At 72.4% G+C, this 23,563-nt stretch carries 23 protein-coding genes and 1 pseudogene; 16 read left to right on the forward strand and 8 right to left on the reverse strand.

Features of this window, described 5'->3' with window-relative positions:
- The first annotated feature begins 17 nt into the window (after positions 1 to 17).
- The 3 genes from PV364_RS01815 (at position 18) to PV364_RS01825 (ending at position 3,240) form a co-directional block, all read left to right on the forward strand.
- The gene (locus tag PV364_RS01815) at positions 18 to 1,157 is read left to right on the forward strand and encodes a lysylphosphatidylglycerol synthase transmembrane domain-containing protein (RefSeq protein WP_319657758.1); all 1,140 of its coding nucleotides are present in this window, start codon (positions 18 to 20) and stop codon (positions 1,155 to 1,157) included.
- 222 nt (positions 1,158 to 1,379) lie between these two features.
- Complete coding sequence (locus PV364_RS01820) at positions 1,380 to 2,522, forward strand: ABC transporter permease (RefSeq protein ID WP_319657759.1); 1,143 nt, start codon at positions 1,380 to 1,382, stop codon at positions 2,520 to 2,522.
- Between the two features lie 76 nt (positions 2,523 to 2,598).
- On the forward strand, positions 2,599 to 3,240 hold the full coding sequence (locus PV364_RS01825; protein WP_319657760.1) for a sigma-70 family RNA polymerase sigma factor: 642 nt from the start codon (positions 2,599 to 2,601) through the stop codon (positions 3,238 to 3,240).
- A gap of 139 nt (positions 3,241 to 3,379) precedes the next feature.
- Here the strand turns inward: PV364_RS01825 and PV364_RS01830 are convergent, their stop codons facing one another.
- Complete coding sequence (locus PV364_RS01830; RefSeq protein ID WP_319657761.1) at positions 3,380 to 3,982, reverse strand: TetR/AcrR family transcriptional regulator; 603 nt, start codon at positions 3,980 to 3,982, stop codon at positions 3,380 to 3,382.
- 235 nt (positions 3,983 to 4,217) lie between these two features.
- Between PV364_RS01830 and PV364_RS01835 the strand changes: the two are divergent.
- A pseudogene (locus PV364_RS01835) lies at positions 4,218 to 4,874 on the forward strand (nitroreductase); the annotation flags it as partial.
- Between the two features lie 37 nt (positions 4,875 to 4,911).
- Positions 4,912 to 6,021, forward strand: coding sequence for an acyltransferase family protein (locus PV364_RS01840; protein ID WP_415924516.1), 1,110 nt, complete (start codon positions 4,912 to 4,914; stop codon positions 6,019 to 6,021).
- A 3-nt stretch (positions 6,022 to 6,024) separates the two neighbouring features.
- Here PV364_RS01840 and PV364_RS01845 read toward each other — a convergent pair whose 3' ends face one another.
- Together PV364_RS01845 and PV364_RS01850 are read right to left on the reverse strand one after the other, a co-directional pair.
- A complete protein-coding gene (locus PV364_RS01845) occupies positions 6,025 to 6,750 on the reverse strand; it encodes a class I SAM-dependent methyltransferase (RefSeq protein WP_319657763.1) in 726 nt (241 codons plus the stop codon).
- Between the two features lie 10 nt (positions 6,751 to 6,760).
- The gene (locus PV364_RS01850) at positions 6,761 to 7,210 is read right to left on the reverse strand and encodes a GNAT family N-acetyltransferase (protein WP_319657764.1); all 450 of its coding nucleotides are present in this window, start codon (positions 7,208 to 7,210) and stop codon (positions 6,761 to 6,763) included.
- 193 nt (positions 7,211 to 7,403) lie between these two features.
- Here PV364_RS01850 and PV364_RS01855 point away from each other — a divergent pair, with 193 nt between their 5' ends.
- The 3 genes from PV364_RS01855 (at position 7,404) to PV364_RS01865 (ending at position 9,387) form a co-directional block, all read left to right on the forward strand.
- Positions 7,404 to 7,874, forward strand: a complete 471-nt coding sequence (locus PV364_RS01855; RefSeq protein ID WP_319657765.1) for a hypothetical protein — start codon at positions 7,404 to 7,406, stop codon at positions 7,872 to 7,874.
- 180 nt (positions 7,875 to 8,054) lie between these two features.
- On the forward strand, positions 8,055 to 8,834 hold the full coding sequence (locus PV364_RS01860) for a DUF4241 domain-containing protein (protein WP_319657766.1): 780 nt from the start codon (positions 8,055 to 8,057) through the stop codon (positions 8,832 to 8,834).
- Positions 8,835 to 8,847: 13 nt separating this feature from the next.
- Positions 8,848 to 9,387 carry a hypothetical protein gene (locus PV364_RS01865; RefSeq protein ID WP_319657767.1) on the forward strand — a complete coding sequence of 180 codons (540 nt, stop codon included), beginning with the start codon at positions 8,848 to 8,850 and terminating at the stop codon, positions 9,385 to 9,387.
- A gap of 66 nt (positions 9,388 to 9,453) precedes the next feature.
- Here the strand turns inward: PV364_RS01865 and PV364_RS01870 are convergent, their stop codons facing one another.
- Both PV364_RS01870 and PV364_RS01875 read right to left on the reverse strand, forming a co-directional pair.
- The gene (locus PV364_RS01870; protein WP_319657768.1) at positions 9,454 to 10,101 is read right to left on the reverse strand and encodes a DUF1707 domain-containing protein; all 648 of its coding nucleotides are present in this window, start codon (positions 10,099 to 10,101) and stop codon (positions 9,454 to 9,456) included.
- A 234-nt stretch (positions 10,102 to 10,335) separates the two neighbouring features.
- Positions 10,336 to 10,974: a TetR/AcrR family transcriptional regulator gene (locus tag PV364_RS01875; protein WP_319657769.1), complete on the reverse strand. Its 639-nt coding sequence runs from the start codon at positions 10,972 to 10,974 to the stop codon at positions 10,336 to 10,338.
- Positions 10,975 to 11,084: 110 nt separating this feature from the next.
- On the opposite strand from PV364_RS01875, the gene PV364_RS01880 reads away from it, so the two are divergent.
- Positions 11,085 to 11,948 carry an oxidoreductase gene (locus PV364_RS01880; protein WP_319657770.1) on the forward strand — a complete coding sequence of 288 codons (864 nt, stop codon included), beginning with the start codon at positions 11,085 to 11,087 and terminating at the stop codon, positions 11,946 to 11,948.
- A 21-nt stretch (positions 11,949 to 11,969) separates the two neighbouring features.
- On the opposite strand, the gene PV364_RS01885 is transcribed toward PV364_RS01880, so the two are convergent.
- A complete protein-coding gene (locus tag PV364_RS01885; protein WP_319657771.1) occupies positions 11,970 to 12,923 on the reverse strand; it encodes a GNAT family N-acetyltransferase in 954 nt (317 codons plus the stop codon).
- Positions 12,924 to 13,080: 157 nt separating this feature from the next.
- The gene (locus PV364_RS01890; RefSeq protein ID WP_319657772.1) at positions 13,081 to 14,160 is read right to left on the reverse strand and encodes a hypothetical protein; all 1,080 of its coding nucleotides are present in this window, start codon (positions 14,158 to 14,160) and stop codon (positions 13,081 to 13,083) included.
- A gap of 116 nt (positions 14,161 to 14,276) precedes the next feature.
- Between PV364_RS01890 and PV364_RS01895 the strand changes: the two genes are divergently transcribed.
- From PV364_RS01895 to PV364_RS01905, 3 genes are all read left to right on the forward strand, one after another.
- Complete coding sequence (locus PV364_RS01895) at positions 14,277 to 15,077, forward strand: SDR family oxidoreductase (RefSeq protein ID WP_319657773.1); 801 nt, start codon at positions 14,277 to 14,279, stop codon at positions 15,075 to 15,077.
- Positions 15,078 to 15,154: 77 nt separating this feature from the next.
- Positions 15,155 to 15,733: a sigma-70 family RNA polymerase sigma factor gene (locus PV364_RS01900; protein ID WP_319657774.1), complete on the forward strand. Its 579-nt coding sequence runs from the start codon at positions 15,155 to 15,157 to the stop codon at positions 15,731 to 15,733.
- Positions 15,730 to 16,317, forward strand: coding sequence for a hypothetical protein (locus PV364_RS01905; RefSeq protein WP_319657775.1), 588 nt, complete (start codon positions 15,730 to 15,732; stop codon positions 16,315 to 16,317). Before PV364_RS01900 ends, PV364_RS01905 begins: the two co-directional genes overlap by 4 nt.
- A gap of 43 nt (positions 16,318 to 16,360) precedes the next feature.
- Here PV364_RS01905 and PV364_RS01910 read toward each other — a convergent pair whose 3' ends face one another.
- The gene (locus PV364_RS01910; RefSeq protein WP_319657776.1) at positions 16,361 to 17,143 is read right to left on the reverse strand and encodes a DUF899 domain-containing protein; all 783 of its coding nucleotides are present in this window, start codon (positions 17,141 to 17,143) and stop codon (positions 16,361 to 16,363) included.
- Between the two features lie 645 nt (positions 17,144 to 17,788).
- Between PV364_RS01910 and PV364_RS01915 the strand changes: the two genes are divergently transcribed.
- The 4 genes from PV364_RS01915 (at position 17,789) to PV364_RS01930 (ending at position 23,498) form a co-directional block, all read left to right on the forward strand.
- A complete protein-coding gene (locus PV364_RS01915) occupies positions 17,789 to 19,810 on the forward strand; it encodes an ABC transporter ATP-binding protein (protein WP_319657777.1) in 2,022 nt (673 codons plus the stop codon).
- 73 nt (positions 19,811 to 19,883) lie between these two features.
- Complete coding sequence (gene fxlM / locus PV364_RS01920) at positions 19,884 to 22,220, forward strand: methyltransferase, FxLD system (RefSeq protein WP_319657778.1); 2,337 nt, start codon at positions 19,884 to 19,886, stop codon at positions 22,218 to 22,220.
- Positions 22,213 to 23,004: a PIG-L deacetylase family protein gene (locus PV364_RS01925; protein WP_319657779.1), complete on the forward strand. Its 792-nt coding sequence runs from the start codon at positions 22,213 to 22,215 to the stop codon at positions 23,002 to 23,004. The genes fxlM and PV364_RS01925 overlap by 8 nt, the downstream gene beginning before the upstream one ends.
- A complete protein-coding gene (locus tag PV364_RS01930) occupies positions 23,001 to 23,498 on the forward strand; it encodes an NUDIX domain-containing protein (RefSeq protein WP_319657780.1) in 498 nt (165 codons plus the stop codon). Before PV364_RS01925 ends, PV364_RS01930 begins: the two co-directional genes overlap by 4 nt.
- The last annotated feature ends 65 nt before the right edge of the window (positions 23,499 to 23,563 follow it).

Genomic DNA, 23,563 nt, shown 5'->3' on the forward strand with positions numbered 1-23,563 from the left:
ATGGCGACCTTCCGGACATGGACGCGAGCGCGGACGCGGACGCGGACGCGGGAGGACGGACGGAACAGACGCACCCGAGCGGTGGGTTCCCGGGCATGCCGCGACCGCGCCGCCGCACGGTGCTGACCGCGGGGGCGGTCGTGGTCGTGCTGGGCGCCGAATTGGTGGTGGTCGTGCCCCACGCGGGCCGGGCGGCAGGGGAATTGAGCCATGCCCGCTTCGCCTGGCTCCTGCCGGCCCTCGCCTGCGAGATGGTGTCGATGATGATGTTCGCCCGCCTCCAACGCCATGCGCTCGGCGTCGACGGACTGCGCGTCGGGCTCGGATCCTCGGTCGCCATGGTGTTCGCCGGCAACGCGGTCGGCGCGACCCTGCCCGGCGGATCCCTGGCCGCGATCACCTATCGGGCCTACCGCATGCGTTCCTGGGGCGCCAGTGTGTCGCAGATCGGTTTCGCCCATGCCGCGACGGGCGTGCTGGGCACGATCGCGCTCGTCCTGCTCGCCGGTGTCGCCCACCTGCTGGCGGGCGACAGCTCGCGGATCCTCCCGGCCGCCCTCAGGATCGCGGCCCTCTGCGCCCTCACCAGCGGCGCACTCGCGTTGTTCCGCCGGCCCGCCGTGCTGCGACGGCCGGTGCACGCGCTGTTCCGCCTGGTGCACCGACTGCGCCGCGGCGCCGTGGGGCGGACATCCGCCGACGGCGCGCTCACCCAACTGGCCGCCATGCGCACGTCGCCCCGCTTCTGGGGGTACGGACTCGGTTTCGCCCTGTCCAACTGGGGCGCCGATTTCGCCTGCCTGCTGGCCGTGTGCCACGCGGTCGGAGCGCGGCCCACCTCCAGCACGGCGCTGTTCGCCTACGTCGCCGCGATGACCGCCGCGTCGGCCATGCCGCTGCTGCCCGCCGGGATCGGCACCGTCGACGCGGCCCTGGTCCCCACCCTGCACCACGGCGGAGTGCCCACGGGCGCCGCCACCGCGGCCGATCTGCTCTACCGGACGATCACCCCCGGGCTGGTCGCCGTCGCCGGCTGGATCCTGCTGATACGGCAGCGCAGACGGCCGGCCCGCCCCGAGCAGCCGTACGACCCCGGCAGCGGGCCCCGCGCCGATCCGGCGGGTTCGCCCGCACCCGGGACCATCGGCACCGCATGACCGGTACGACCGGCTCGAAGACCTAGTCGGACAGGGCCGCCCTCGACGACGCGGCGGCGGCCCCGCCGCGGGGGTCCGCACCCGGCTCCAGCAAAACGAATATTCGTCTTTATCTACCACTTCCAGGACTGGAGCAGCAGAAAAATGATCGCTCGTCTTTCAAGGGGCCCGGCGCCGGCGAAGGATTCGGCGGGCCTCCGCTCATGGCACCGGACCGTCCTCGTGACAGTGGCGCTGCCGCTGGTGATCTCGCTGGCGGTGATGGCATACGCCTGGCCCGCCTCGCGCATCGCGCCACGCGATCTGCCCATCGGGGTGGTGGGGACGAGCACCGCCAGCCAGAAGGCGGTCGAGGGCCTCGCACACAGCAAACCGGGCGGATTCGACTTCCACCTGTACCCGGACCAGGCGTCGGCCAGCTCGGCGATCAAGAGCCGGGAGGTCTACGGCGCCTTTGTCGTCACCCCCGGCAGGGTGAAGGTGATGGAGGCCACCGCTGCCAGCACGTCCGTGGCCCAGTTGCTGACCACAGCCGGTCGGCAACTCGCCGCCCACGCACCGAAGTCGCCCGTGCGGCACACCACGTCGTCGGACGGTCGGCCGCCCCGGTCCGGCGCCTCGAAGTCCGTTCGCAAGACGGCCCCCAGGGTCGAGGTCGTCGACATCGTCCCGATCGCGGCGAGTGACCCCCGAGGAGTCGTCTTCAGTTCCGCGCTGCTCCCCCTCACCATGTGCGGCATCGCCATCGCGGCGCTGATCGCGCTGTCCGGTGGCCGGATTCCGGTGTGGCGCCGGCTGATCGACCTGGTCGCCGCCTGCGCCGTGACAGGTTTCACCGCATACCTGATCGCCCAGGGACTCCTGGGTGCCCTGCCGCACCAGCACGTGGCCACCTGGGCGGCGCTGTCCCTCACCATGCTGGCCATCAGCTCGACCGCCGCCGGACTGATCACCCGCATCGGCTCCCCGGGGCTCGGGCTCAGCGCCGTCCTCATGGTCTTCGTCGGAAACCCCTTCTCCGGCAGTACGTCCGCACCCGAACTGCTGCCCAAGGCCGTGGACGACATCGGGCAGTGGCTGCCGCCGGGCGCCGGCGCGAATCTGCTGCGCGGCACGGCGTACTTCGACGGCAACGGATCCGCGGGCCCCGTCGCCGTGCTCGTCGTGTGGAGCGTGCTGGGCCTGGCGAGCGTCGCCGTCGGCCGCCGGAACCCCGCCGCCGGGAACGGCGCATCCGCGGAGGACCTTCCGCGGTCCGGGGCCGCGAGCGCGCCCTCCCTCGCCGTCAGCGGGGCCGCGACGGCCTTGTCGCCGGCACCGGTGGACCACCCTCACGCGCACGCCCGGCACGCGGCCCACGAATGAGGCAGCCGCTCGTCCTCGCGTTCGGGTGCGAGGCCGCGGCAGCCAGTCACCGTAGCGAACAACAAGGAAGACAACCATGCCCTGCAAGTCCGTGGACTGCGCCGACGACCTCCGGGAAGCAGAGGCGGCGTTCCATGACGCCCGCAGGCTCACGTTCAAGGTCGCCTACCGGATGCTCAGCAGTGCCAGCGAGGCCGAGGACGTCCTCCAGGAGGCCTGGATCCGCTGGCAGGCCTGCGACCGCTCCCAGGTGCGGAACCCGCAGGCCTTCCTGACCACGATGGTCACCAGGCTCGCGGCCAACGTGCTGCAGTCCGCGAGGGTCCGACGGGAGAACTACGTCGGCAGCCCGCTGCCGGAACCGGTCGACAGCCAGGGCGACCCCGCGCTGCGCACCGAGAACGGGGAAGCGCTGGAGGTCGCCGTGCGGATGCTGATGGAACGACTCACGCCCGCCGAACGGGCGGCGTACGTCCTGCGCATGGCGTTCGACTACCCGTACCCGCAGATCGCCGGCATCCTCGGCCAGTCCCAGGCCAACGCCCGTCAACTGGTCAGCCGCGCCCGCAGGCATCTGGCCGCCGAGAAGCGTGCCCGTGTCCCGGCGGCCGACCACCAACGATTCCTGGGGGCATTCCTGACGGCGGCCCGGGCCGGGAACGTGGCCGTGCTGGAGAAGCTGTTCGAGGAAGAGGTCGTGCTGCGGAGGAGCGCGTGACAGCCCGCCGTCAGGCGTTCGCCGCACGCTCGGCGACCGTGCCGTGACGTGACGTCGCTTCCGTGGACGGCTGCCGTACCCCGGCACCCCTCCCGCGGAGGACAGGACGTGCGAACATCCCGCGCCCTGCCGGGTGGTGTCAGGACGCCGCCATGTCCGGCCACAGTGCGCGCAGGGCGTCGGGAACGCCCTCCAGCGACTCGGTGTCGCCCATGGCCAACTGGAGGATGTAGCCGGGCAGGGTGCACATCAGCGTGGCCGCGATGGCCTCGGCGGACACCGTGCGCGTGAGGCGGCCGTTGCGCTGGTGCTCCCTGATCACGTCCGTGAGAGCGGAGCGCATCTGCTTCATCAGGTCGGCGAACTGCTCGGCCAGCAGGGGGTTCCGAAGTGACTCCGACCAGGCCAGCACCGACAGGCCGGCGATGTTCTGATCGGCGGTCTTGACCCTCACGATGTCGATGACATCGGCCATGAGGTCGCCGATCGAGCTGCTGGGCCGGTCCTTGGCGACACTGTGGGCCATCGCGAGGACGTCCCGCATGTTCTCCTCGACGATCGCCGTGATCATCTCGTTCTTGCTGGCGAAATGCCGGTACACCGCGCCGGCCGACAGGCCCGACTCCGCGAACAGGTCCTGCATGGACGTCGAGTGGAAGCCGTCGCGCAGGAAGCAGCGGCGCGCCGCGTCCAGGATCTGCTCGCGGCGAGCCTCCATGTACTCCTGCGTGACCTTGGGCATGGGACCCGTCCTCTGCGCAAAAAACGAACCTTCATGTTAACTTAGCACGCCGGTGGCGCGGGGGGATGTTCTCCGGCACGCGATATCCGCTGCTCAGCGGCCCGGCGCCACGGCCGGTCCGGCCCACCCCCGCGACTCCCAGGACGCGCCTCGCGCACGAGACAACCGCGGCGCCTTGTCACACGACGGACGCCGTCACGGTCGACAAGATGAGAGCCGATGGAGGTGGGCAGTTGTGGACGTCTACGAGGCGGTCGCGAGTCGACGGGCAGTGCGCGCATTCACCGATCGGCACGTCCCCGGCGAGGTGTTCGAGCGCGTGCTGTCCAGAGCGGCGCGGGCGCCGTCCGCGTCGAACCTCCAGCCCTGGCACGTCTACGTCGTGACGGGCGGGCCTCTGGCCCGGCTCAAGCGGCTTGCCGGTGCACGGGTGGCCTCGGGTGACGCCTGGGACGAACCTGAGTACGAGCAGTACCCGCCGGAGCTGAAGTCCCCGTACCGCGAGCGCAGGGCCGCCTTCGGCGAGCAGCGCTACGGCGCGCTCGGCATCCCGCGCGGAGACCTGGAGGCCCGCCAGAGGGCCGCGGCCGGCAACTGGGACTGCTTCGGCGCCCCCGCCGCCCTGTTCTGCTACCTCGACCGCGCCATGGGCCCGGCGCAGTGGTCCGACGTCGGCATGTATCTGCAGACCGTCATGCTGCTGCTCCGCGCCGAAGGGCTGGACAGCTGCCCGCAGATGGCGTGGGCGAAGTACCGCAGAACCGTCGCGGAGGTCCTGTCGCCGCCGGACGAACTGATGCTCTTCTGCGGCATGTCGATCGGGTTCGAGGACGTTGCGGTGCCCTCCCCCCGTACGGACCGGGCGCCACTCTGCGAGACGGTCACGCTCGTCGGGGACGAGCGGGCCGCCGCCGCCCCGCCCCCTCGTCATGGGTGCGCGGCCGGCGCCGGACCCGCGCGGGCTCCCTTTCCCCGGCCCCGGCACGTGTTCGCGCGCGCCGTCGCGGCCCCGAGGCTGCTGTGGTCTCTCATCACGGGCCGGCGGACCCTCCGGACGGGATCGTTCTGAGCGAGAGCGGCCGCGGTCTGTTCCCGGTCGCCGAACCGTCCCGCAGAGGGCGCTACCGTCTCCTGCCGGAGGGGAAGGCCGTCCGGTCCGAACAGGGCCCGCCCTCATTCTGCCCCCGTACTGGGCGGCGCTGGCCATGAGCCTGGTCATCTCCTGGTTCGTGGTGCCGGCTTCGCACGTCGGACCACCCACCGGCGCGTCACTTCTGGTCTACGGCCTCGTCGCACAGGACGTGCTCACCGCACCCACGCCGAACGGCGCCTTCTGGTCGATCGGCGTGGAGGCCGAGCTCTACCTCCTCTTTCCCCTTCTCCTCCTCGTCCGGCGGCGGTTCGGCGCGCCGGCCCTGGCCGCGTGCATGACGCTTCCGGTGGTCGCCCGCGGGCTCATGGCGGCCGACGCGTCCCCGGTGGAGGGCGCCAACGGGCTCGCCCCGCATCTCGCTCCCGTGTTCGTCGCCGGCATGATCGGCGCGGGAATCGTCGCCGCGCCGGACAGGGTCCGGCGTCTGCCGTGGGGATGGTTCGCCGTCCTGGCAGCCGTGCCCGTCCTGGCGCTCGGTGTCGCCCAGGGGTCCGTCTGGACGGTGAACCACTACTTCTGGGTGGACCTCGCCGTCGCTCCCGCCATGGCGATGCTGCTCGCCGCGGTCGCCACGGGCCGACCGGCCCTGCTCGTACGGCTCGTGACGACCCGGCCGGTCCGGGAACTCGGGGGCTTCTCCTACAGCCTCTACCTGATCCATCTGCCGCTCGTCATGGCCGTGATCCGCCGGGTGGCACCGCACTTCGTCTCCCCCGGCCTGCCCACGTTCTGGTTCACGCTCCTGGTGGCCCTGCCGGCTTCGGTACTCGGGGCGTGGCTGTTCTCGCGGATCTTCGAGTCGCCCTTCAAGCGGAACAGATCCTGGACGTCCCTGATCGCACCGGTCCGCGCCCGCTGGACCGTGGGGCGTACGCCGGTCCGCTGACGGCTACGGACGCCGCGCCACGAAGACGAACTCCCTCCCCGGACGGTCAGGCGCGTCACGCACGTCCTCCGTCACGAAGCCGCACGTGGCGAGTTCCCGCTCGACCTCGTCCCGCTCCCGGAAACGCAGCGTGGAATCCGACGTCAGCACCTGGCCGTCCGCGGCGAAGACGTACGTCCACCGGAAGGTCACCAGCGGCCGGCTCACGTCGAGCAGCTCGACCCAGCTCTCGACGGCGCCCACGCCGGGGACCTCCGTCACGCGGTGGGAACTCTCGCGGTTCCACTCGTCCCAGGCGCGCCGCGCCGGATCGCGCGTCTCGAAGACCAGACGCCCTCCCGGCCGCAGTGCCTCGTGGGCTTTGCGCAGGGTCTGCCGCCATGCCGCTGGATCGACGATGGCCTGCGCGACGTTCGCCGTCATCGTGGCGAGGTCGACCCGCAGCGGCGGGAGTGCCGTGGCGTCACCGTGGATCCAGCGCACCCGGTCACCGCCCGGTTTCCCCCGGGCGACGTCGAGGGACGCCCGGGCGGGGTCGACGCCGACGACCTCGATCCCGCGATCAGCCAGTTGGAGGGCGAACACCCCCGTCCCGCAACCGATGTCCAGCACGCGGCGCGCCCCGAACTCCTCCACCAGCCGGACGTACGCGTCAAGATCGCTGCGGTCGGGGTCGAGCGGGTCGTAGACCGCGGCGAGCCGTGGATGCCCGAAACACTCGTCAGTCATGCCGGCGAAGCTACGGCGCCCACGTGGGAAGGGCCACTCGATTACGCGGGACGGCGTCGGTCCGCTCGTAGAACCTCGGCGCCGGCAGGTCGCCGGAGCCGGACGTCCGCTCGAGATACGTGCAGCCGAGTTCCCGGACCGCGACGAACACGGCGTCCAGGAGGTGCAGCCCGGTGCCACGGCCCCGGATCGAATCCTTCCGGAGGAACAGCTCCTTCAACCAGGCTCCGGTCCCGCCGCCTGCTGCCGCCGGCAGAACGGAGAAGCAGGCCATGCCCAGCACGTGGTCGCCCTCGCGGGCCAGGAGCACGGTCGCCCCGGGGACCTCGCCGAACAGGGCGGCGCGGATCCGGTCGACGTCGCCGGGGGCGTAGGTCCCGCCGCGACCCACCTCGATCTCACCGACGAGCCGGGAGATCTCCTCGACGTCGGCCTCGGTCGCCTCTGTGACCTGAACCATGGGTCCCCGCCCCTCCAGTACCTCGCGCGGCATCCATGCCTGCGCGCCCCGGGAACCCTAGCGGTCGCGGTTCGCGCCACGGCTCCGGGAGCCGGCCGCCCGCCACAGCCGGCACCCCACCGGTCTGCGAGACTGCCCCTCACCGTCGCCCCGGTGGCGGAGCGGTTCGGAGCATCCAGGAGGTGCGCGAGGCATGCGACGGTCTCCCGGTCGCGGCACGGCGTGGCGTGGGATCGCCGTGGTGGCGGCGGTAGCTGTGCTGAGCGGGTTCTCGGTCCACGAGATGCACAAGCGCCGAGAGTTCGCCGCGATCGACGCGCGGCTCACGCAGTTGCAGGCGGACCGCATCACCGCCACGCTGGACGCGGCGGTGGGCCCCCACGCGTCGCTCCACCGGTACCGCACCTGTGCGGGCGAGGACACGCCGTCCGTGGAACTTCACTACACGGTGGCCGCCACCGATGCCGTTCGCACCGAGGTGGCGCGGGCCGCACGGCTCGCGGGGTGGAATGCCGGGTCGTGGGACGACACCGGCGGGGGCTACTCCGCCCTGAACATCGACAAGCGATTCAAGGGTTGGCACAGCAGCCAGTCGTTCATGAATCTCCACACCGGCGACCTCATGGTGAGCCTGGCGACCTCTGATCACTCGGGATGCCTGTAGCCGGACGGCGGCGTCCCGGTCCCGGCCGCTTCGGCAGGGCATGGACGAACCCCGCCATGCCGCGGGGGGAGTTGGTGACACTCCTGCTCACCCCACACCGTGCGGAGCGTGCGGTCTGCAGCCCGGTGATCCCCGTGCCCGTCATGCATCGCATGGTCACGCTCGCCGTGCCCTTGGTCGATGCTCCGCTCCCGCCACGACCCGGCTGCCGAGGCGATGGGGCTTGATCGTATCGTCTGCTTGTTTCCATGCGGTCCGAATCCGGGAGCTGATCCAATGCCGCTTGCTGCGCCTGACGTCGAGCGCTTGTTCACGCTCGGCAGCGTCTACGACTGCGGGGAAGGCCGCTCCGCCGAAGTGACACGGCTGCCGGAAGCCGAACTGCCCCTCTCGAGTGGCCGCGTCGTCGCCCACGACCCGTTCTGGGGGTTCGAGGACGAGCCCGCCCCGTTCACGGTATCCGTGAAGCCGGGCACGTACACCGTCGTGGTGTCCGTCGCCGAGGTCGCGTGGGAGACGGACCCCGAATCCCGTCACGAGCGCGTCGCCGCCGCCTGGCTGAGGACGAGCCAAGAGCCCGCGGCCACCTGGGAACTGGCCCTGGTCGACGGGCAGGACATCGGCGAGCTGTCCGCAGAGCAGTTCTTCGGCTACGGCGTGGACGCGGGAACCGGCTGCTTCGTGGATGCGGCCGCGACCCCTGCTCTTGCCGAGTTCCTCGGAGAGGACTGTGTACCGCTCGAGAACGCGATGATCCCGGACGACGGCGACGAGGCCCCCTGCGGACCGGTCGTGCTCTCCGATCCGGCGAGCGGCCACTCCTTCGTCGCCTTCTGGTCCGGTTGGGGCGATGGCGCCTACCCCACCTGGATCGGCCGGAGCACGACGGGTGAGGTGACCGGCTTTGTGACCGAGTTCCTCGTCGTGCCACAGCCGGGCCGGGCGCAGGCCGGCGAATGACGATCTGATCGACATGGCTGCGTCGCTCCGCCTCTTCGCCGACCACTGCCGGATTGACCTCTGCGACGACTCCTCGGAGGGTGATCTCAGCCGGGCTTGGACAGCCCGGGCCACTGCCGACCATGTGGCGGTCACCGAGGACGCGCTGGGGATCGGCACTGTCGTCAACCTCTGTGTCGCCGTCGACATCGAGATCCTCCTCCAGCCGCCGAGCGACGACAGCCCGCGGTTCGATCATGTGGCGGAGGCCGGCGTCCACGTGCCCTCCGGTTCCCTCGTGGTCCTGGGGTGCGGCGACTACGGCCCGGGCGCGGCGAGGTTCGCCGTGGCTCCGGGGTGGAACCGCGTCCGCGTCTCCAAGCGGGACATGGCCCTCGCGTCCCGCGCCCACGCCGGGTCGCAGGAGGATTCCGACGACATGGACGCCGCGGAACGGATTCGCGTGCAGCAGTTGCCCGGACCACGGACTCCGACAAGGGTGATCAAGCGGTGGAACAGGTCAGGCGCCGCCAGCCCCCCTCAGGTCGGGACCGCGCGCACGGCCCGCACGTGAGGCACCTGCTCCACCCGTCGGGTCCGCACCGGACGCCTGCCACCGGGGCGTGACAAGCCCACTGCCCTACCGGTGCGTGGGCCTCCGCCGCAGCCACTGCCCGAACGTCCTGCGCGGGGGGCGCACCACCACGCGGCCGTGGGCCTTCCGGCCCACCAGCTCCACGCGCAGGGCGACCGGCGCGTCGGGCCCCGGCGGGGCGTGGCGGTGGGTGACCCTGCTGTGCACCAGTCGCAGACCATCCGTGTCGACCACGACACCCGGCCTCGTGACCAGTGTCAGCGTCTTCCCCGTCATGCCCACCTCGATCCGCAGGGTGTCGTGCGTGATCACGGCGTCCGTGAAGTCGAGCACCACGTCGCAGTACGTCACCGCGAGCTCGATCCGCCGCGGCACCACCCAGCGCCCCCCGCGCTCGATCGTGCCGCTGTGGACCTGCTCGATCCGGACCACGTCCTTGACCTCTGCCGTGGACACGGCACCCCTGGCCGACACGGGCGGCAGGTCGGCGGTGAGCGGGGCCAGTTCGCTCACGGTCCGTGCGGACAGGGCGGCTTCCAGCCGCTCGTCCAGCTCCTCCGCGGTCAGCAGGCCGTCCCCCGCCGCGATGCGCAGCAGGTCCACCACGCGGTCCCGGTCGGCGTGCGAGGCCCGCAGCTCGGGCGAGGGCCCGGGGCCGGAGCGCTTCCCGGTGGGCGAGACATCTGCCGACATGCTTCCGTCCTGACCTGTCCAACGGCTCCGCGCGGCACGGACAGCGGCGCGACCGCCGCACTAACGTTATATCGCGTTATGCATCGCGACCAAGTCCCCGCAGCCCCTCGACGAGGAGACCGATCAGCCGCGAAGGGATCAGAGGCAGCTCGATGAACGAGACCCTTGCCGCGACCTCGGCCCGTCGACCCGGGCGGCGGATGCCGATCGCCACTGGAGGAGCCCTTGCCCGCGCTATCCGGCCGCGGCACGAGGGCCGGGGGCGGTGATACGGCGGACCGCCTCGATGAGCGCGGCGCGGTGCTCCGCCAGCCGCTCTTGGGTGCGGGGCTGCTCGCCGGCGACCGCCAGCAGGGCGGGCGGCGCGTCGAGCCAGCTTTCGGTGATGCGCAGCACCATCGCGAACAGATCCACGGCGGGAAGGCTGTCGTTCACCCGCCCGGCGCGCTGGGCGGTGGCGACGGCCTCGACCTTGGCCCGGTAGCCCTCGATCTCGGAGGCGGTGTGATGGTCGGCCTCGAAGCGCCGCCAGGCAGCGAGCCGGGCGGTCTCGGGGTGGGCGAGCAGGTAGTCGAAGCGCGTGCCCGCGTAGGTGACCAGGTCACCGTCGACCAGAGGGGTCTCCGCGGCGAGCCTGCCGACCTGATGCTCGAGGACCGCCGTGAAGAGCGCGTCCTTGTCCCCGAAGTAGACGTACAGCAGGCGCTTGTTGGCGCCGGCCCGTTCGGCGATGCGGTCGATGCGCGCCCCGGCCAGGCCGTACTGGGCGAATTCCGCGGTGGCCGCGGTGAGCAGGAGCTCCGCGGTCGCGCGGGAGTCGCGGGGGCGTGAGGCCTTGGGGCCGGGGTCCGGGCCGTTCGTTCGCGTCACCATGCGGCCACCCTAACCCAAGTAACTAACTTTTGACTTACTTGGGTGCCCGGACTAGGTTGTATCTATCCAGTTACATACCACTGCGATCCCCGACCCGAGAGGACCCCGCGATGACGACACCCGCGCTCCAGACGCTGACCCTGTCCGACGGCCTGACCATCACCCGCATGGGATACGGCGCCATGCAGCTGGCAGGCCCCGGCGTCTTCGGGCCGCCCAGGGACCGGGACCAGGCCGTCGCCGTGCTGCGCGAGGCGGTGGGGCTCGGCATCACGCACATCGACACCAGCGACTTCTACGGCCCGGCCGTGGTCAACGAACTCATCAAGGAAGCCCTGCACCCCTACGCCGACGAATTGCGCATCGTCACCAAGGTCGGCGCCCGGCGCGACGAGAAGGGCGGCTGGATCCCCTCCCTGGACCCCGCCGACCTCAAGGCCCAGGTCCACGAGAACCTGGCCCACCTGGGACTGGACGCGCTGGACGTGGTCAACCTGCGCACGGCCGCCCTGGACGGCGGCAGCGACGACTCGATCGCCGAACAGTTCGGCGCGCTCGCGGACTTGCGCGAACAGGGGCTCATCCGCCACCTCGGCCTGAGCGGGGTCACGGAGTCCCAGCTCACCCAGGCCCAGGCCATCGCCCCCGTCGTCACCGTGCAGAACCTCTACAACCTGGCCCACCGCGCCGACGACGCCCTCGTCGAGCGCTGCGCGAGGGAGAACATCGCCTACGCCGCGTTCTTCCCCCTCGGCGGCTTCAACCCGCTGCAGTCCCAGGTGCTGAACGACGTTGCCCACCGTCTCGGGGCCTCCCCGCAGCAGGTGGCCCTGGCCTGGCTCCTGCAGCGCTCGCCGTCCATGGTCCTCATCCCCGGCACTTCGTCCGTTGCCCACCTGCGGGAGAACGTCGCCGCCGCCGGGCTGGCACTCCCGGCGGACTCGCTCGCCGAACTCGACGCCATCGGCCGGTAGGCGGCCCCGAACGACGAACTCTCAGCGCACGGACCGCGTCCTGATGAGCGGCGCGTCCCGCGACAGCTCACGGAATCCGACGCCGTGGTACAGCCCCCGCGCCTGGGGGTGCCCCGGCGCCCCCAGACAGGCGACGGTCGTCCGGGTGGCCCCGGCCGCCCGCGCCAGACGCATCCCGTGCAGCAGCATCGCCCGTCCCAGCCCTCGGCGCCGGTAACCGGGGTGCGTCCCGACCGGCTCGAACTCCGCGGTCCTGTTCGCCGGGTCGAGCCACATGATCGTCGAGGACGCCATCGTCCCGTCCGGCGCCTCGACCAGGATGTGCAGGTCGCCGCGGTACGCCGGCGTCCCACGCACGCCCTCGTACGCCTCGGCGGTGTACGTCGAGGGGGCCCAGGCGTCCACATGGGCCTGGACCGCGGCCTCCGACCCGGCCTCGTCGGCGGTGCGGAACCGGAATCCGTCCGGCAGTACCGGCGCTTCCACGTCGGTGAGGTCCCGCACGGTGAGCTGGGTCCACGACCCGGTGTCGCCGAGCGAGGCCGGGTCGGTGCCGTAGCCGTGCGCGGCCCACCGCCTCAGGGCGAACTCGTCGGCGGCGCTGGGCATCACCGTGCGATCGACGTCCCCTGCCGTGCCGTCGTACCAGTCGATCACCTCATCGACCAGTTCGGCGTGGCCGGGATGGACCTGATACGCGAGATAGGCGCTGGTGATGTCCTTCACCGAGCCGTCGCTCCGCCGCACCTGGCGCGGGAGTTGGGCCCAGCCCCATGCCACCGGGTCCCCGCCGGCGAGCCACAGCCGACGCGGCCAGCCTGCGCGCTCGCTCGCGTGCCCCCTGCCCCAGTTCCAGGCCAGCTCGCCGAAGGTCGCGTCGCTGTTGACCAGCTCCGGACGGAGGGCGGTGACACGCTGCGCGAGACCCTGCATGAGCCGCACGTCCGCGGCGGTCAGAAGCTCTGAGTGCGCCATGGTGCGTCACTGTGCCAGGCCTCCGCGAGACCGTCGAACCGTTTTCCAGGCCCCCGCCCCCTGTCCCTCGTCGCCGCGCGGCCCACGACCGGCAGCAGGCCGCACGTCTCCTGCCGCGGCCGCGGCCGCGGCCGGACCCGGGCCGGCGTCCGCCCGGTCAGGACGTCCTGGACGTCCCGGCGCCGGAGGAGGTGCGGGCGAACCAGGTCCGCGCATCGTCCGCGGACAGGACGCGGGTGAGCTCGGCCCTGCCCGGGAGCAGCGGGAAGAACCGGTCGGCGTTCCAAGTGCGCTGGTACACCGGCTCGTCCAGCACCAGTAGGCGGCGTCCCTCCACCACCGGGATGTCGTCGGGCAGCCCCTCGTTCCAGATCCGCTCGCCGTCCGGGGCGAGGAGTTCGAAGGCTCCGGTCGCGACGATCTCGGAACGTCCCCGGGCGGGTCCGGGTTCCGTGGCCAAACGGACGCTCTCCGCCGAAGGGGCCGTGCCGGGCACGTGTCCGCCGCCGACCAGGACGTGGGCGAGCAGCGTGTGCAACTGGAAGTTGTCCCCGATACCCCCGATACGCACCTCGAACCCGGTCCCGCTGGGCCTGTGCAGCACCACCAGGGGCTCGTCGTCCAGGACCGCCAGCGCGTAGGCCAGGCACTTGAGGTCGTGCCGCTCCAGGGCCGCAAGCTCGCGGCAGGCGGGGAGGATCACGGAGGCGTACCGGCGGCGCATCTCGGCGCTGCGGCACAGCACGGCCAGCGCGGGCGGCTGCCACTCCTCGACCGAGCACCAGGCGAGCGCGAGCCGCGTGGCCTCGTACTCGTCGCCGCCCAGACGGGCCAGGAACGCGTCGTCGACGATCTCCTTGTCCGGCTCCGGCAGCTCGTCCTCGGCCCCGTCGGCCGCGGTCCAGCGGCGGGCGAACTCCATGGCGTCGACCAGGTCCTGGCGGACGCCACTGAAGATCGGATCCGCGCAGGCCGCCGGATCGGCTCCGCTCTCGACGCAGAAACCCGCCGCCATCGCCAGCAGCGGGCGCGGGCCCGTGGGCGGGAAGGCCGGGATCAGCGCGGCCAACCGGGGTCCTGCCAGGACGCGTTCATCATCCTTGGCGGTCTGGAGCGCGTTGATCGTGGCGGTGAAGGCGCGCTCGGTGCGGGCACCGTCGCGAGCGGCGACACCCTGCTCCAGCTCGGACACGGCGGCGTCGAGGCCCGCGGCCCCCTGCTTCCTCTTGAAGATCACCAGCACACCTTAGGCCCGAGGACGACCCGCCGTCATACGGTCGGTGACCCGATGTCAGTGGCGGCCCCTAGGCTGCCCTGGAGATCGATACGGGCTGCGACCGAGGGGACCGGGACATGCTGCTGGAGAACAAGACGGCCGTCGTCTACGGCGCGGCCGGGGCCGTCGGCCGCGCCGTGGCCCGGACCTTCGCCCGGGAGGGAGCACACGTCTTCCTCACCGGTCGCAGGAGTGCGGGACTCGAAGAGCTGGCCGAGGAGATCCGGTCCGCCGGTGGCAGAGCCGACGCCGCCCAGGTCGACGCACTCGACCCGGAGGCGGTCGAGCGGCACGCCGCGGCCGTGGTCCGGACGACGGGACGGATCGACGTCTCGATCAACGCGGTCAGCATCCGCGGCGACCTGCAGGGCACACCGCTGACCGGCATGTCCGTCCAGGACTTCCTGACGCCGATCACCACGGCGGCCACCGCCAACTTCGTGACCGCGACAACCGCCGCCCGGTACATGGCCGAACAGGGCTCCGGCGTGATCGTGACCCTTTCCACCTCGGCGTCGCGGCTCTCCGGCCGCGACCAGGGCTTCCACGCGACGGGGGGCTTCGGCGTCGCCTGCGGCGCGGTCGAACTGCTCTCCCGGCACCTCGCCGGCGAGGTCGGTCCGCGCGGTGTCCGCGTCGTCTGCCTGCGTCCGGACGGCATCCCTGAGGCCTGGGTCTCCTGGGGCATGATCGACGACGCCGAGCCCGATCCGGAGGGCAGTTCCACCGTCAAGGCCTACATGGAACGCGGCACCGCGCTGCGCCGGCTGCCGAGGCTGGCCGAAGTCGCGGACACGGCGGCCTTTGTGGCCTCGGACCGGGCGGGCGCCATGACCGGAACGGTGGTCAACCTCAGTTGCGGAGCCGTCCACGACTGAACCGATCCCGCGGAGGCGGTAAGAGATCCGGCTCGGCCGGACATCTCCTGGTCGACGGACGAAACCATGGAGGTGCAGTGCAGCGACGACGAACAACCACCGGCGGTCCAGCCGGGCACCAGGTAGTGGAAGCCCTCTACACGGCGCACGCCGACCGGGTCCTCGGTTACCTGCTTCACCGCACGGACCGCGACACGGCCCAGGACATCCTGTCGGAGACCTTCGTGCTGGCCTGGCACAAGTCCGACTCCGTTCCCGATGACGCCCTGCCGTGGCTGCTCGCCTCCGCCCGGCGGCTGCTGGCCAACCGCGTACGGTCCGACCAGCGGTACCGCGCGGCGACCGCGCGCATGGCGACGTTCGCCGACCGGCCCGGGACGATCGAGATCGGCGACGCCATAGGGACGCGCTCCGAGGTGTTCGCCGCCCTGCTGGCGCTCTCCGAACCGGACCGCGAGGCGCTTTTGCTGAGCGCCTGGTACGACCTGACGGCCCGGCAGGCCGCCGTCGTCATGGGCTGCACCGCCACCGCCTTCGCCGTACGCCTGCACCGGGCACGGAAACGCTTCAAGGCCGCTCTGACGGACGCGGACCAGACACCTGCCGTCCCCGGCACACACCGGCATCCTCACTTCGCCCAGCGGGAGTCAGCGTGAAGAAGAACGTCAGCGAGCAGGAACACGCACCCGATCTCGCCGCCGTGCGGGCGGTGCGTCCCGCCGAGGACACCGCCGGCTGGGCGGCGTCGCCGGCGGGCCGGCGCGTACTGGAAGAGGTTCTGCGACGCGCCGAAGTGCCGCCCCCCACCCCGGGGTCCCGGCGGCGTCGCCGCCTGCTCCTGGTGACGGGGGTCATGGCCGCGGTGTTCGCGGGCATCAGCACGGCAGCCGTCGCGACGCTCGGACCGTGGGGCAAGGACGGCGACAGGGTCATGTGCGCCCGCACCTTGGCGGTCGAGGCGGACCTCAGCGAACCGCCCGCGGAGGGCATGAAGGACTTCGATCCGCGGGACCCCGCTCGTTCCTGCGCCGCGACCTGGCACCGGATGTGGCAGGGCACTCCGCAGCCGACCCGCTTCGCGGCGTGCTACCACCCGCTCGCGCGGCCCGACCACGGCGCGGCCGCCGGCTCCGTCGGGCGGCCGCGCCTCGGCGGACCGGTCGTCTACCCGGCCGACGGCTACCCCACGGATCAGGCGGCCTGCGCCGCCATCGGCTCCAAGCCCGTCGCGGGCGGCTGAGCACACCGGGCACCACCACCGACGCCCTCGTCAACCACGCGCGTCAGTGGTGGTGCCCGCGCCGCCCGAGGGTCTCCACGGGGCCCGCGCCGGGCCGGGTCCACTGCGGCACGGGACGGCTGGTCGGGCCCCAGGTGGCCTTGCCGTCCGCGTCGGAGCGCCAGTACCAGCACGCGTCGAGCCCCTCGGGCCGGCCCTCGGGGTTGTCCTCCCACGCCTCGCCGCGGCCGTAGGGCGTCATGTCCAGGAGACCGAGCGCGCCGTTGACCCGCTCGTTGCCACGGCCGGTCGTGGAGTACGTGAGGAACACCCGGTCGCCGTCACGCAGGAAGCTCGTGAGGTACCCCATCCGGCCGCCGACCGGCGCGTCCACGTCGCGCACGGAGTACCAGGGCTGGGTGTAGCCCATGAACTCGACGTAGTCCGCCACCTCGTCCCACCGGCCCGGGGTCAGGACGGCGAACGAGACGCCGCGGGCATTGAGGTAGACCGCGTCCTGCAAGTGCCAGGCCGTGGTGGTGCAGCCCTCGCACTGGCCCTGGTGCGGCGCGCCGTCGTGCCACATGTGCTGGTAGACCACGAGCTCGTCGCGCCCCTGGAACAGGTCGAGGAACGGAACCGGACCGTCGGGCCCGACGATCTCGACCGTCCCGTCCAGCTCGACCATCGGCAGCCGTCGACGGGCCGCCGCGATGGCGTCGCCCTCGCGGGTGTGGGCCTTCTCGCGCACCAGCAGCTCGTCGCGCGCCGCCTGCCAGGTGGCCAGGTCGACGACAGGCGGGCGGCCGGGCAGAGCGGTGGCCGGGTCGTCGGGCGTGGTCGTCATGGTGTCCTCCGTGATGCCTCGTAGCGGGCAGCGTCCTGCAACGGTCATCGGTACAGACCCGCGGCCCGGCCGGAACTCATCGCAGCGCCGCCTTTTTCGGCAGAGGAAGCCGTACGACTGAGCCCGCGCCCGGCGGCCCGGCTCAGTCCCCGACTCCGCCTGGGACGAGGACCAGTGGTGACCGGCGACCCGTCAGCCGACCGGCGGCAGGCCCTCCCCCGCGAGCGGACGCACCGCCTCCCCCGGAGGACACCGCGACACCGTGCAGGTCCGCCGAGCCGCAGCAGGCCGCGCCCCGCCACGCCCCGTCCACTCGCGCGCGGACGGCCGCCGCAGCGGTGACGGCGATCCCTCAGCCAGGTGGTGTCCCCCAATCGAACGAGTTTGAGAACCGAGTGCCGCGGCCCGCGCCCCCGATCCGCCCCCGCAGAACATACGTTCAGCAACTGCCCCCGGCAGCAGCCGTGACGGGACCTGATCCGGCGCGTTTTTAGAGCACCAGTGCCACGTCGCCGCCCAGATGGAGGACGCCATGCATCCCGTACCCGCCCCCGCGTCTCAGCCCTCCAGATTCGAACATCGGCCGCAGCCCGTGGCGGGCGTGCACGCCCTCGGGTCGGCACGACCGGATACCTGGAGGCGGGCATGAGCGAGCCGGCCGAACCGGCATCCGACCGCGTCCCGGGGCCGCGGACCGCCGTGCTCCCGCTGCCGTCCCCGCCGGTGACACCGGCCGGACGGCCGGACGGCGACCACGACGGCGACGTGACCGAAGAGCTGGAGGAGACGTACTGGTCCGTGCACGACGGCGCGGCCGCCAGTGCCAGCGTGCGCCAGGTCGCCGTCCGCCTGCCGAAGATCACCGCCCTGATCGGGCGGCTCGCCTGGCGGGCCGACCGCGCCGCCACCACGACGGTCGTCGCCTGCCAACTGGCGTCCGCCGCCATGAGCGCCTTCGGCCTGCTCGCCTCGGTCGCGGTCCTTCAGCACCTGTTCGCCGAAGGCCCGACCCCCGATCGCGTGCGCGCCGCCCTCCCGCAGATCCTCCTCGTGGTCGGCCTCCTCGCCACACGGGCGCTGCTGGAGGCGGCGGTCGCCACGGCCCAGGCCCGTGTGACCCCCAAGATCCGTACCGCACTCGAATGCGACTTCCTCCGGCTGACCGCGCACGTACGGCTGGAGGCCGTCGAGGACGCCGACTGGCACGACGAGGTCCACCGGGCGAACGACCGCGGCCTGTTCTACGCCCGGCAGATCGTCGGACAGGTCGTCTCCCTCGCCTCCGCGGCCCTGGGTCTGGTCGGCACCGCCGGCGTGCTCAGCGTCCTGCACCCCGTGCTGCTGCCCCTGCTCCTGCTGTCCGTCCTGCCGGTGGGCGCGGCAGCGGTACGCAGCGCCCGCGCGCGCTTCCACTCCTTCAAGCGGTGGAACGCCCTGCAGCGCCGGGTCCGGGTGTTCTCCTGGCTGCTGCTCGATGTGGAGGCGGCGGCAGAGCTGCGCTCGGACACCGCGCAGGGCGCGCTCCTGGACGAGCACCGCCGGCTGACCACGAGGATCGCGGAGGAGGACACACGGCTGGGCGTGCACTCCGCCCTGCTCAACCTGGCCGGCCGCTCCCTGGGCGGTGTGGGTACCGGCGTCACCTACGCCGCCCTCGCGGCGATGCTGATCGCCGGCTGGCTGCCCCTGGCGGCGGGCGCCGGCGCCGTGCTGGCCATCCAGGCCGGACAGACCTCCCTGATCCGGCTCGTCGAGGTCGCCCATCTCGTCTACGAGCAGGCCATGTGGGTCGACGACCTCCTCGCCGTCCAGGAACGGTGCCGGCGGCTCCTGCCCCGTGAGGCCCGGCTGAACGCACCGGACCAGGTGGAGACGATCACCTTGCACGACGTGCACTTCACCTACCCCGGCAAGACCACGCCCGCCCTCGACGGCATCACGATGTCGCTGCGCGCCGGGGAGACGGTGGCGTTCGTCGGTCTCAACGGCTCGGGCAAGAGCACCTGCGCCAAGCTCCTGGCCGGGCTGTACGAGGCCCACAGCGGCAGCGTGTGCTGGGACGGCGTCGACGTCCGCGCCATGGACTCCCCCTCGCTCCACCGCCAAGTGGCCTGTGTCCTCCAGGACCCGGCCCACTTCCCCTTCAGCGCCCTGGCGAACATCACCGTCTCCACCGGCGAGCTGGCCACCACCGACCCGCAACGCGCCATGGACGCCGCACGGGCCTCCGGTGCCGACGCCGTCATCGCGGACCTGCCCCGCCAATGGCACACGACGCTGTCCAAACGGTTCAAGGGCGGCCAGGAACTGTCCGGCGGTCAGTGGGCCAAGGTCGCGGTGGGCCGCGGCCTGTACAAGAAGGCCCCCCTGCTGCTCCTGGACGAGCCGACGGCCAGCATGGACCCGCCCTCGGAACACGCCGTGTACGAGGCGGTGCTGCGCGGCCGGTTGCGCGAGGACCAGATCACCGTACTCATCTCGCACCGGCTGGCCAGCGTCGTCGACTGCGACCGGATCTACGTCTTCGACGCCGGCCGCATCGTCGAGTCCGGATCCCACGACGAACTCATGACCCTCGGCGGCGCCTACGCCGGCATGTTCACCCTGCAGGCCGGCGGCTACCGACCCCGCAGGGCTGCCGCGCCCGCGGGGGAGGCCGCGCCGTGAAGGACGCCGCCTGCCGGTGGACCTCGCCTTCGGCACAACGGCTGCCGCACCACGAAGAAAGGTAGGGCGATCTGTGGAACACACCCGGGCCCAGTGGTCCGAGTACTACGCCGGCGGCCGTGGATTCATGTCCCTGGGGAACGAGGAGAAACGCCTGCTCGTCGAGCGGGTCCCGGTGCCGGAAGGCGGTGGGCGGGCACTGGACGTGGCATGCGGCACGGGTGAACTCGCCGTGTTCCTGGCCTCGCAGGGCTACAGCGTCGACGCCGTCGACTTCGCCGAGGGCGCCCTCAACCGGGCCAGGGCGGAGCACTCCGAGGTGGAGGCGGTGCGCTGGCTGTGCCTGGACGTGGAGCGGGACGACCTCGGCGGCCTCGGTGCGCGCTACGACGTGATCACCATGCGGTTGGCCGTCGCCTTCCTCCGCGACCGGACCCGTGTGCTGCGCCGCCTGGCCGCGCGCCTGCGGGAGGACGGGGCTCTCGTGGTGGTCACCCCGGTCGCGGAGCGCACCCCGGCGGAGCGCCGGCACATCGCGCTGGACGAGGACGAACTCGGTCTGCTCGGCGAGGGCTTCGATCACGTCGAACGGTGGGACACCGGGCGCCTGGCGGCGTTGGTCCTACGGGGCCCCGGCAAGTCGTTCACGCCGGTGGAGAAGGGCCGGCCCACCCCGCAAGCGGTGTTCGGCGCCGCGGTGGCGGTCACCGATCACGCCGGGCGGGTGCTGCTGGGGCGTTCCACTCGGGGCATGTGGGAACTGCCCGCGGGGCGGATCGAGACCGGCGAGTCCGCGCCTGCCGCGGCCGTACGCGAACTGGCCGAGGAGACCGGGCTGCTGGCGCGCGAGGAGGACGCGTACGTGCTCACGATCCTCCACGACGACCACACGGACGTGCGTCGCGTCACCGCCGTGGTCCGGGTCACCGGCTGGGAAGGCGAACTCGGCCTGCCGGAACCGCACGCGTTCCTGCGCTGGGAGTGGCACGACCTGCACGCCCTGGCCGGCATCGGTCCGCTGTTCGCTCCGTCGGCCCAGGTGCTCGACGCGGTCTGGCCCGGGGTGCTGCCCGGTCTCCCCGCCGTCCACTCCTACGGGCCGGGCGCCGGTCCCCCGCCGGTGCCCGGCGAGCCCGCCGAGGCCGTACGGCTGCGCGAGCGGATGGCCGACGCCGTGGTCGCGGGCGGCTGGGCGCCCTCCGCGGCGGTGCGGGACGCGCTGCGCGCGGTACCACGGCACCGGTTCGCTCCCGAAGCGCCTCTGGAGGCCGCGTACGCCGAGGACCGGACGGTGATCACGGCACGCGACGACGCCGGTGCGGCGGTCAGTTCGGTCTCCGCGGCGTGGCTGCAGGCCGACATGATCGAACAGCTGCGGCCGGCGCCGGGGACGACCGTGTTCGAGGCCGGGTCGGGCGGCTGCAACGCCGAACTGATCGCCCATGTCCTGGGCCCCCGTGGCCGGGTGATCACCGTGGACATCGACCCGTACGTCGTGCACCGCACCGAGCGGTTGTGCGCGGAGGCCGGCGGCGGCCGGGTGACGGCCGTGCTCGAGGACGGGGCTTCCGGCGCACCGGGCCATGTCCCGGCCGGTGGCTTCGGGGGCATGGTGATCACCCACAGGTGCTGGGACGTCGCCCCGGCCTGGCGTGAGCAACTGGCCGAAGGCGGTCGGCTCGTCCTGCCGCTGGAGATCGGCGGCTACACGCGGTCCATCGCCCTGGAGCGCCGCGGCGACGTCCTGTCGGCCGTCCACTGGACCTACTGCGGTTTCGTACGGGACCGCGGCGCCGCGGCCCGCGCCGCGCCGAGCCTTTCGCTCGCCGACGGCGCGCTCACGATCCGGTGGGAGGAGGGCACCCCGCGGGAATCACCGGGGCTGGAGGCGGCGCTGCGTGCTCCGCGGTCCGAACTGCGCACGGGGGTGGTGCTGCCGGGCGGCCAGTCCTACGAGACGTTGCAGCTCTACGCCGCGACGACGGTGCCGGGCTTCTGCCGCGTCTCCTCGGCCGGCACACCGCTCGTGGCCAGGCCCTCGCAGTACGAGGATCCCGCGGCGATCGTGGCCGACGGCTCCCTCGCGTATCTGACCGTCGTCAAGACCCGCGACGGCGGGACCCCGGCCGAGCGCCGGTTCGAGTTCGTGGTGCACGCCTACGGCGCGGCCGGTCCCGGCCTCGCCGGTCGACTGGCCCAGTGCGTACGGGACTGGGACCGGTACGTGCGCGGCACGGGCTGTCCGGCGATGACCGTCCACCCCGCCGGAACCCCCGACGAGGACCTGCCCGTGGGGGACGTGCTCGACAAGAAGGCCTCCCGCCTGGTCCTCCAGTGGCCGGGGCGCGCACCGCACGCCGGGTCCGACACCCTGCGGGCTCTGACGACCGCCGGGGGCGCCGATGCCTGACGCACAAGGCCCTCCGCCCGGTCGTCCGGCCCTTCTCGCGGTCTTCGCCCACCCGGACGACGAAGCCCTCGGTGCCGGCGGCGTTCTCGCCCGCCATGCCGCGGCGGGTGCCCGCACCGCCGTCCTCACGACCACCTGGGCCCCGGACAGCCACCGGGCGGCCGAACTGGGCGACGCCGTCCGCCTCCTGGGGGCGGACCGCCCTCGGATGCTCGGCTACGCCGACCACCGCCTCCCGGAATCCGCTCCCGGCCGGCCACGCTGGTGCGACACGCCGCTGGACACCGCGATCGCACACGTCGTGACGCACATCCGCGAGTTCCGTCCCGCGATCGTGGTCACCCACGACGCGTACGGCGGGCTGACCGGCCACCCGGACCACCGCCGCACCCACCGCGTGACCACGCTCGCCGTGCACGCCGCCGGACTGGAACACCTCTGCCCCGAGGCCGGCCCGTCCTGGCAGCCCAGCGCCCTGTACCTGGCCACTCGTCCCCACTCGGCCGTCGAAGAGCTCGGACCGCTCCTGACCGGTGCCGGAAAGACCGTGCTGAGCGTGCCGGACGAACTCGTCACCACGACGGTGGACGTCCGGCCATGGCTGGACCGGAAGTGGAACGCCGTCCTCGCCCACCGCAGCGAGGTCCGGCGGGAGCGCTCACTGCCCGGCATCCTCTCCCGCCTTCCCGCCGGCACCCGGGACCGGATCCTGTCCACCGAGCACTACAGCCTCATCGCCCTCGCACCGTCCCCGCACGACCACGAACGACAGGAGCGGACATGAGCGGAACCTGGCTCCCGCCGGTGCAGTACGTTGCCCAACTCCCCAAGGCCACGGTGTACGGCTGCTTCCTCATCACCGACCAGGAGGACCGCCCCGTCCAGTTGCGCTCCGTCAGGAACCCGGCGAACTGGCAGTGGCCCGGCGGCAACATGGACCCGGGCGAGACCCCCTGGGAGTGCGCCGTCCGCGAGGGCCTGGAGGAGACCGGCCTGGAGATCGCCCGGACCCCGCGCCTGCTGGGCGTCCGCTACCTGATGCCGCGTCCGGACTGGCCCGCGCACAAGATCGGGCTGATCTTCGACGGCGGTCGGCTCACCCCGGAGCAGATCGCCGCCATCGTCCTGGACCCGGCCGAGCACGACGAGGTCCGTGTGCGGTCATTGGAGGAATGGCGCGACGAGTTGACCGACGCCGCCTTCCAGCACCTGGCCGCCGCCGTCCAGGCACGACGCGACGGCATCCCCTGCTATCTCGAACAGACCGAAACCTCTTAGCGGGAGGCCCCCGGGGCCCCGCGCACGCACTCGGGGCTGCCGGATCGCACCGCGGACGCCCGAAC

The organism is Streptomyces sp. MI02-7b, assembly GCF_033793585.1.
GTDB lineage: Bacteria > Actinomycetota > Actinomycetes > Streptomycetales > Streptomycetaceae > Actinacidiphila.

What these genes read in the sequence shown, in the direction of transcription:
- PV364_RS01850 (WP_319657764.1), bottom strand. Translation starts at nt 7,210, where the DNA reads ATGGTTCAGGTCACAGAGGCGACCGAGGCCGACGTCGAGGAGATCTCC.
- PV364_RS01870 (WP_319657768.1), bottom strand. Translation starts at nt 10,101, where the DNA reads ATGTCGGCAGATGTCTCGCCCACCGGGAAGCGCTCCGGCCCCGGGCCC.
- PV364_RS01925 (WP_319657779.1), top strand. Translation starts at nt 22,213, where the DNA reads ATGCCTGACGCACAAGGCCCTCCGCCCGGTCGTCCGGCCCTTCTCGCG.
- PV364_RS01910 (WP_319657776.1), bottom strand. Translation starts at nt 17,143, where the DNA reads ATGACGACCACGCCCGACGACCCGGCCACCGCTCTGCCCGGCCGCCCG.
- PV364_RS01860 (WP_319657766.1), top strand. Translation starts at nt 8,055, where the DNA reads ATGCTCCGCTCCCGCCACGACCCGGCTGCCGAGGCGATGGGGCTTGAT.
- PV364_RS01895 (WP_319657773.1), top strand. Translation starts at nt 14,277, where the DNA reads ATGCTGCTGGAGAACAAGACGGCCGTCGTCTACGGCGCGGCCGGGGCC.
- PV364_RS01930 (WP_319657780.1), top strand. Translation starts at nt 23,001, where the DNA reads ATGAGCGGAACCTGGCTCCCGCCGGTGCAGTACGTTGCCCAACTCCCC.
- PV364_RS01880 (WP_319657770.1), top strand. Translation starts at nt 11,085, where the DNA reads ATGACGACACCCGCGCTCCAGACGCTGACCCTGTCCGACGGCCTGACC.
- PV364_RS01830 (WP_319657761.1), bottom strand. Translation starts at nt 3,982, where the DNA reads ATGCCCAAGGTCACGCAGGAGTACATGGAGGCTCGCCGCGAGCAGATC.
- PV364_RS01845 (WP_319657763.1), bottom strand. Translation starts at nt 6,750, where the DNA reads ATGACTGACGAGTGTTTCGGGCATCCACGGCTCGCCGCGGTCTACGAC.
- PV364_RS01815 (WP_319657758.1), top strand. Translation starts at nt 18, where the DNA reads ATGGACGCGAGCGCGGACGCGGACGCGGACGCGGGAGGACGGACGGAA.
- PV364_RS01825 (WP_319657760.1), top strand. Translation starts at nt 2,599, where the DNA reads ATGCCCTGCAAGTCCGTGGACTGCGCCGACGACCTCCGGGAAGCAGAG.
- PV364_RS01915 (WP_319657777.1), top strand. Translation starts at nt 17,789, where the DNA reads ATGAGCGAGCCGGCCGAACCGGCATCCGACCGCGTCCCGGGGCCGCGG.
- PV364_RS01840 (WP_415924516.1), top strand. Translation starts at nt 4,912, where the DNA reads ATGGGTGCGCGGCCGGCGCCGGACCCGCGCGGGCTCCCTTTCCCCGGC.
- PV364_RS01855 (WP_319657765.1), top strand. Translation starts at nt 7,404, where the DNA reads ATGCGACGGTCTCCCGGTCGCGGCACGGCGTGGCGTGGGATCGCCGTG.
- PV364_RS01875 (WP_319657769.1), bottom strand. Translation starts at nt 10,974, where the DNA reads ATGGTGACGCGAACGAACGGCCCGGACCCCGGCCCCAAGGCCTCACGC.
- PV364_RS01865 (WP_319657767.1), top strand. Translation starts at nt 8,848, where the DNA reads ATGGCTGCGTCGCTCCGCCTCTTCGCCGACCACTGCCGGATTGACCTC.
- PV364_RS01885 (WP_319657771.1), bottom strand. Translation starts at nt 12,923, where the DNA reads ATGGCGCACTCAGAGCTTCTGACCGCCGCGGACGTGCGGCTCATGCAG.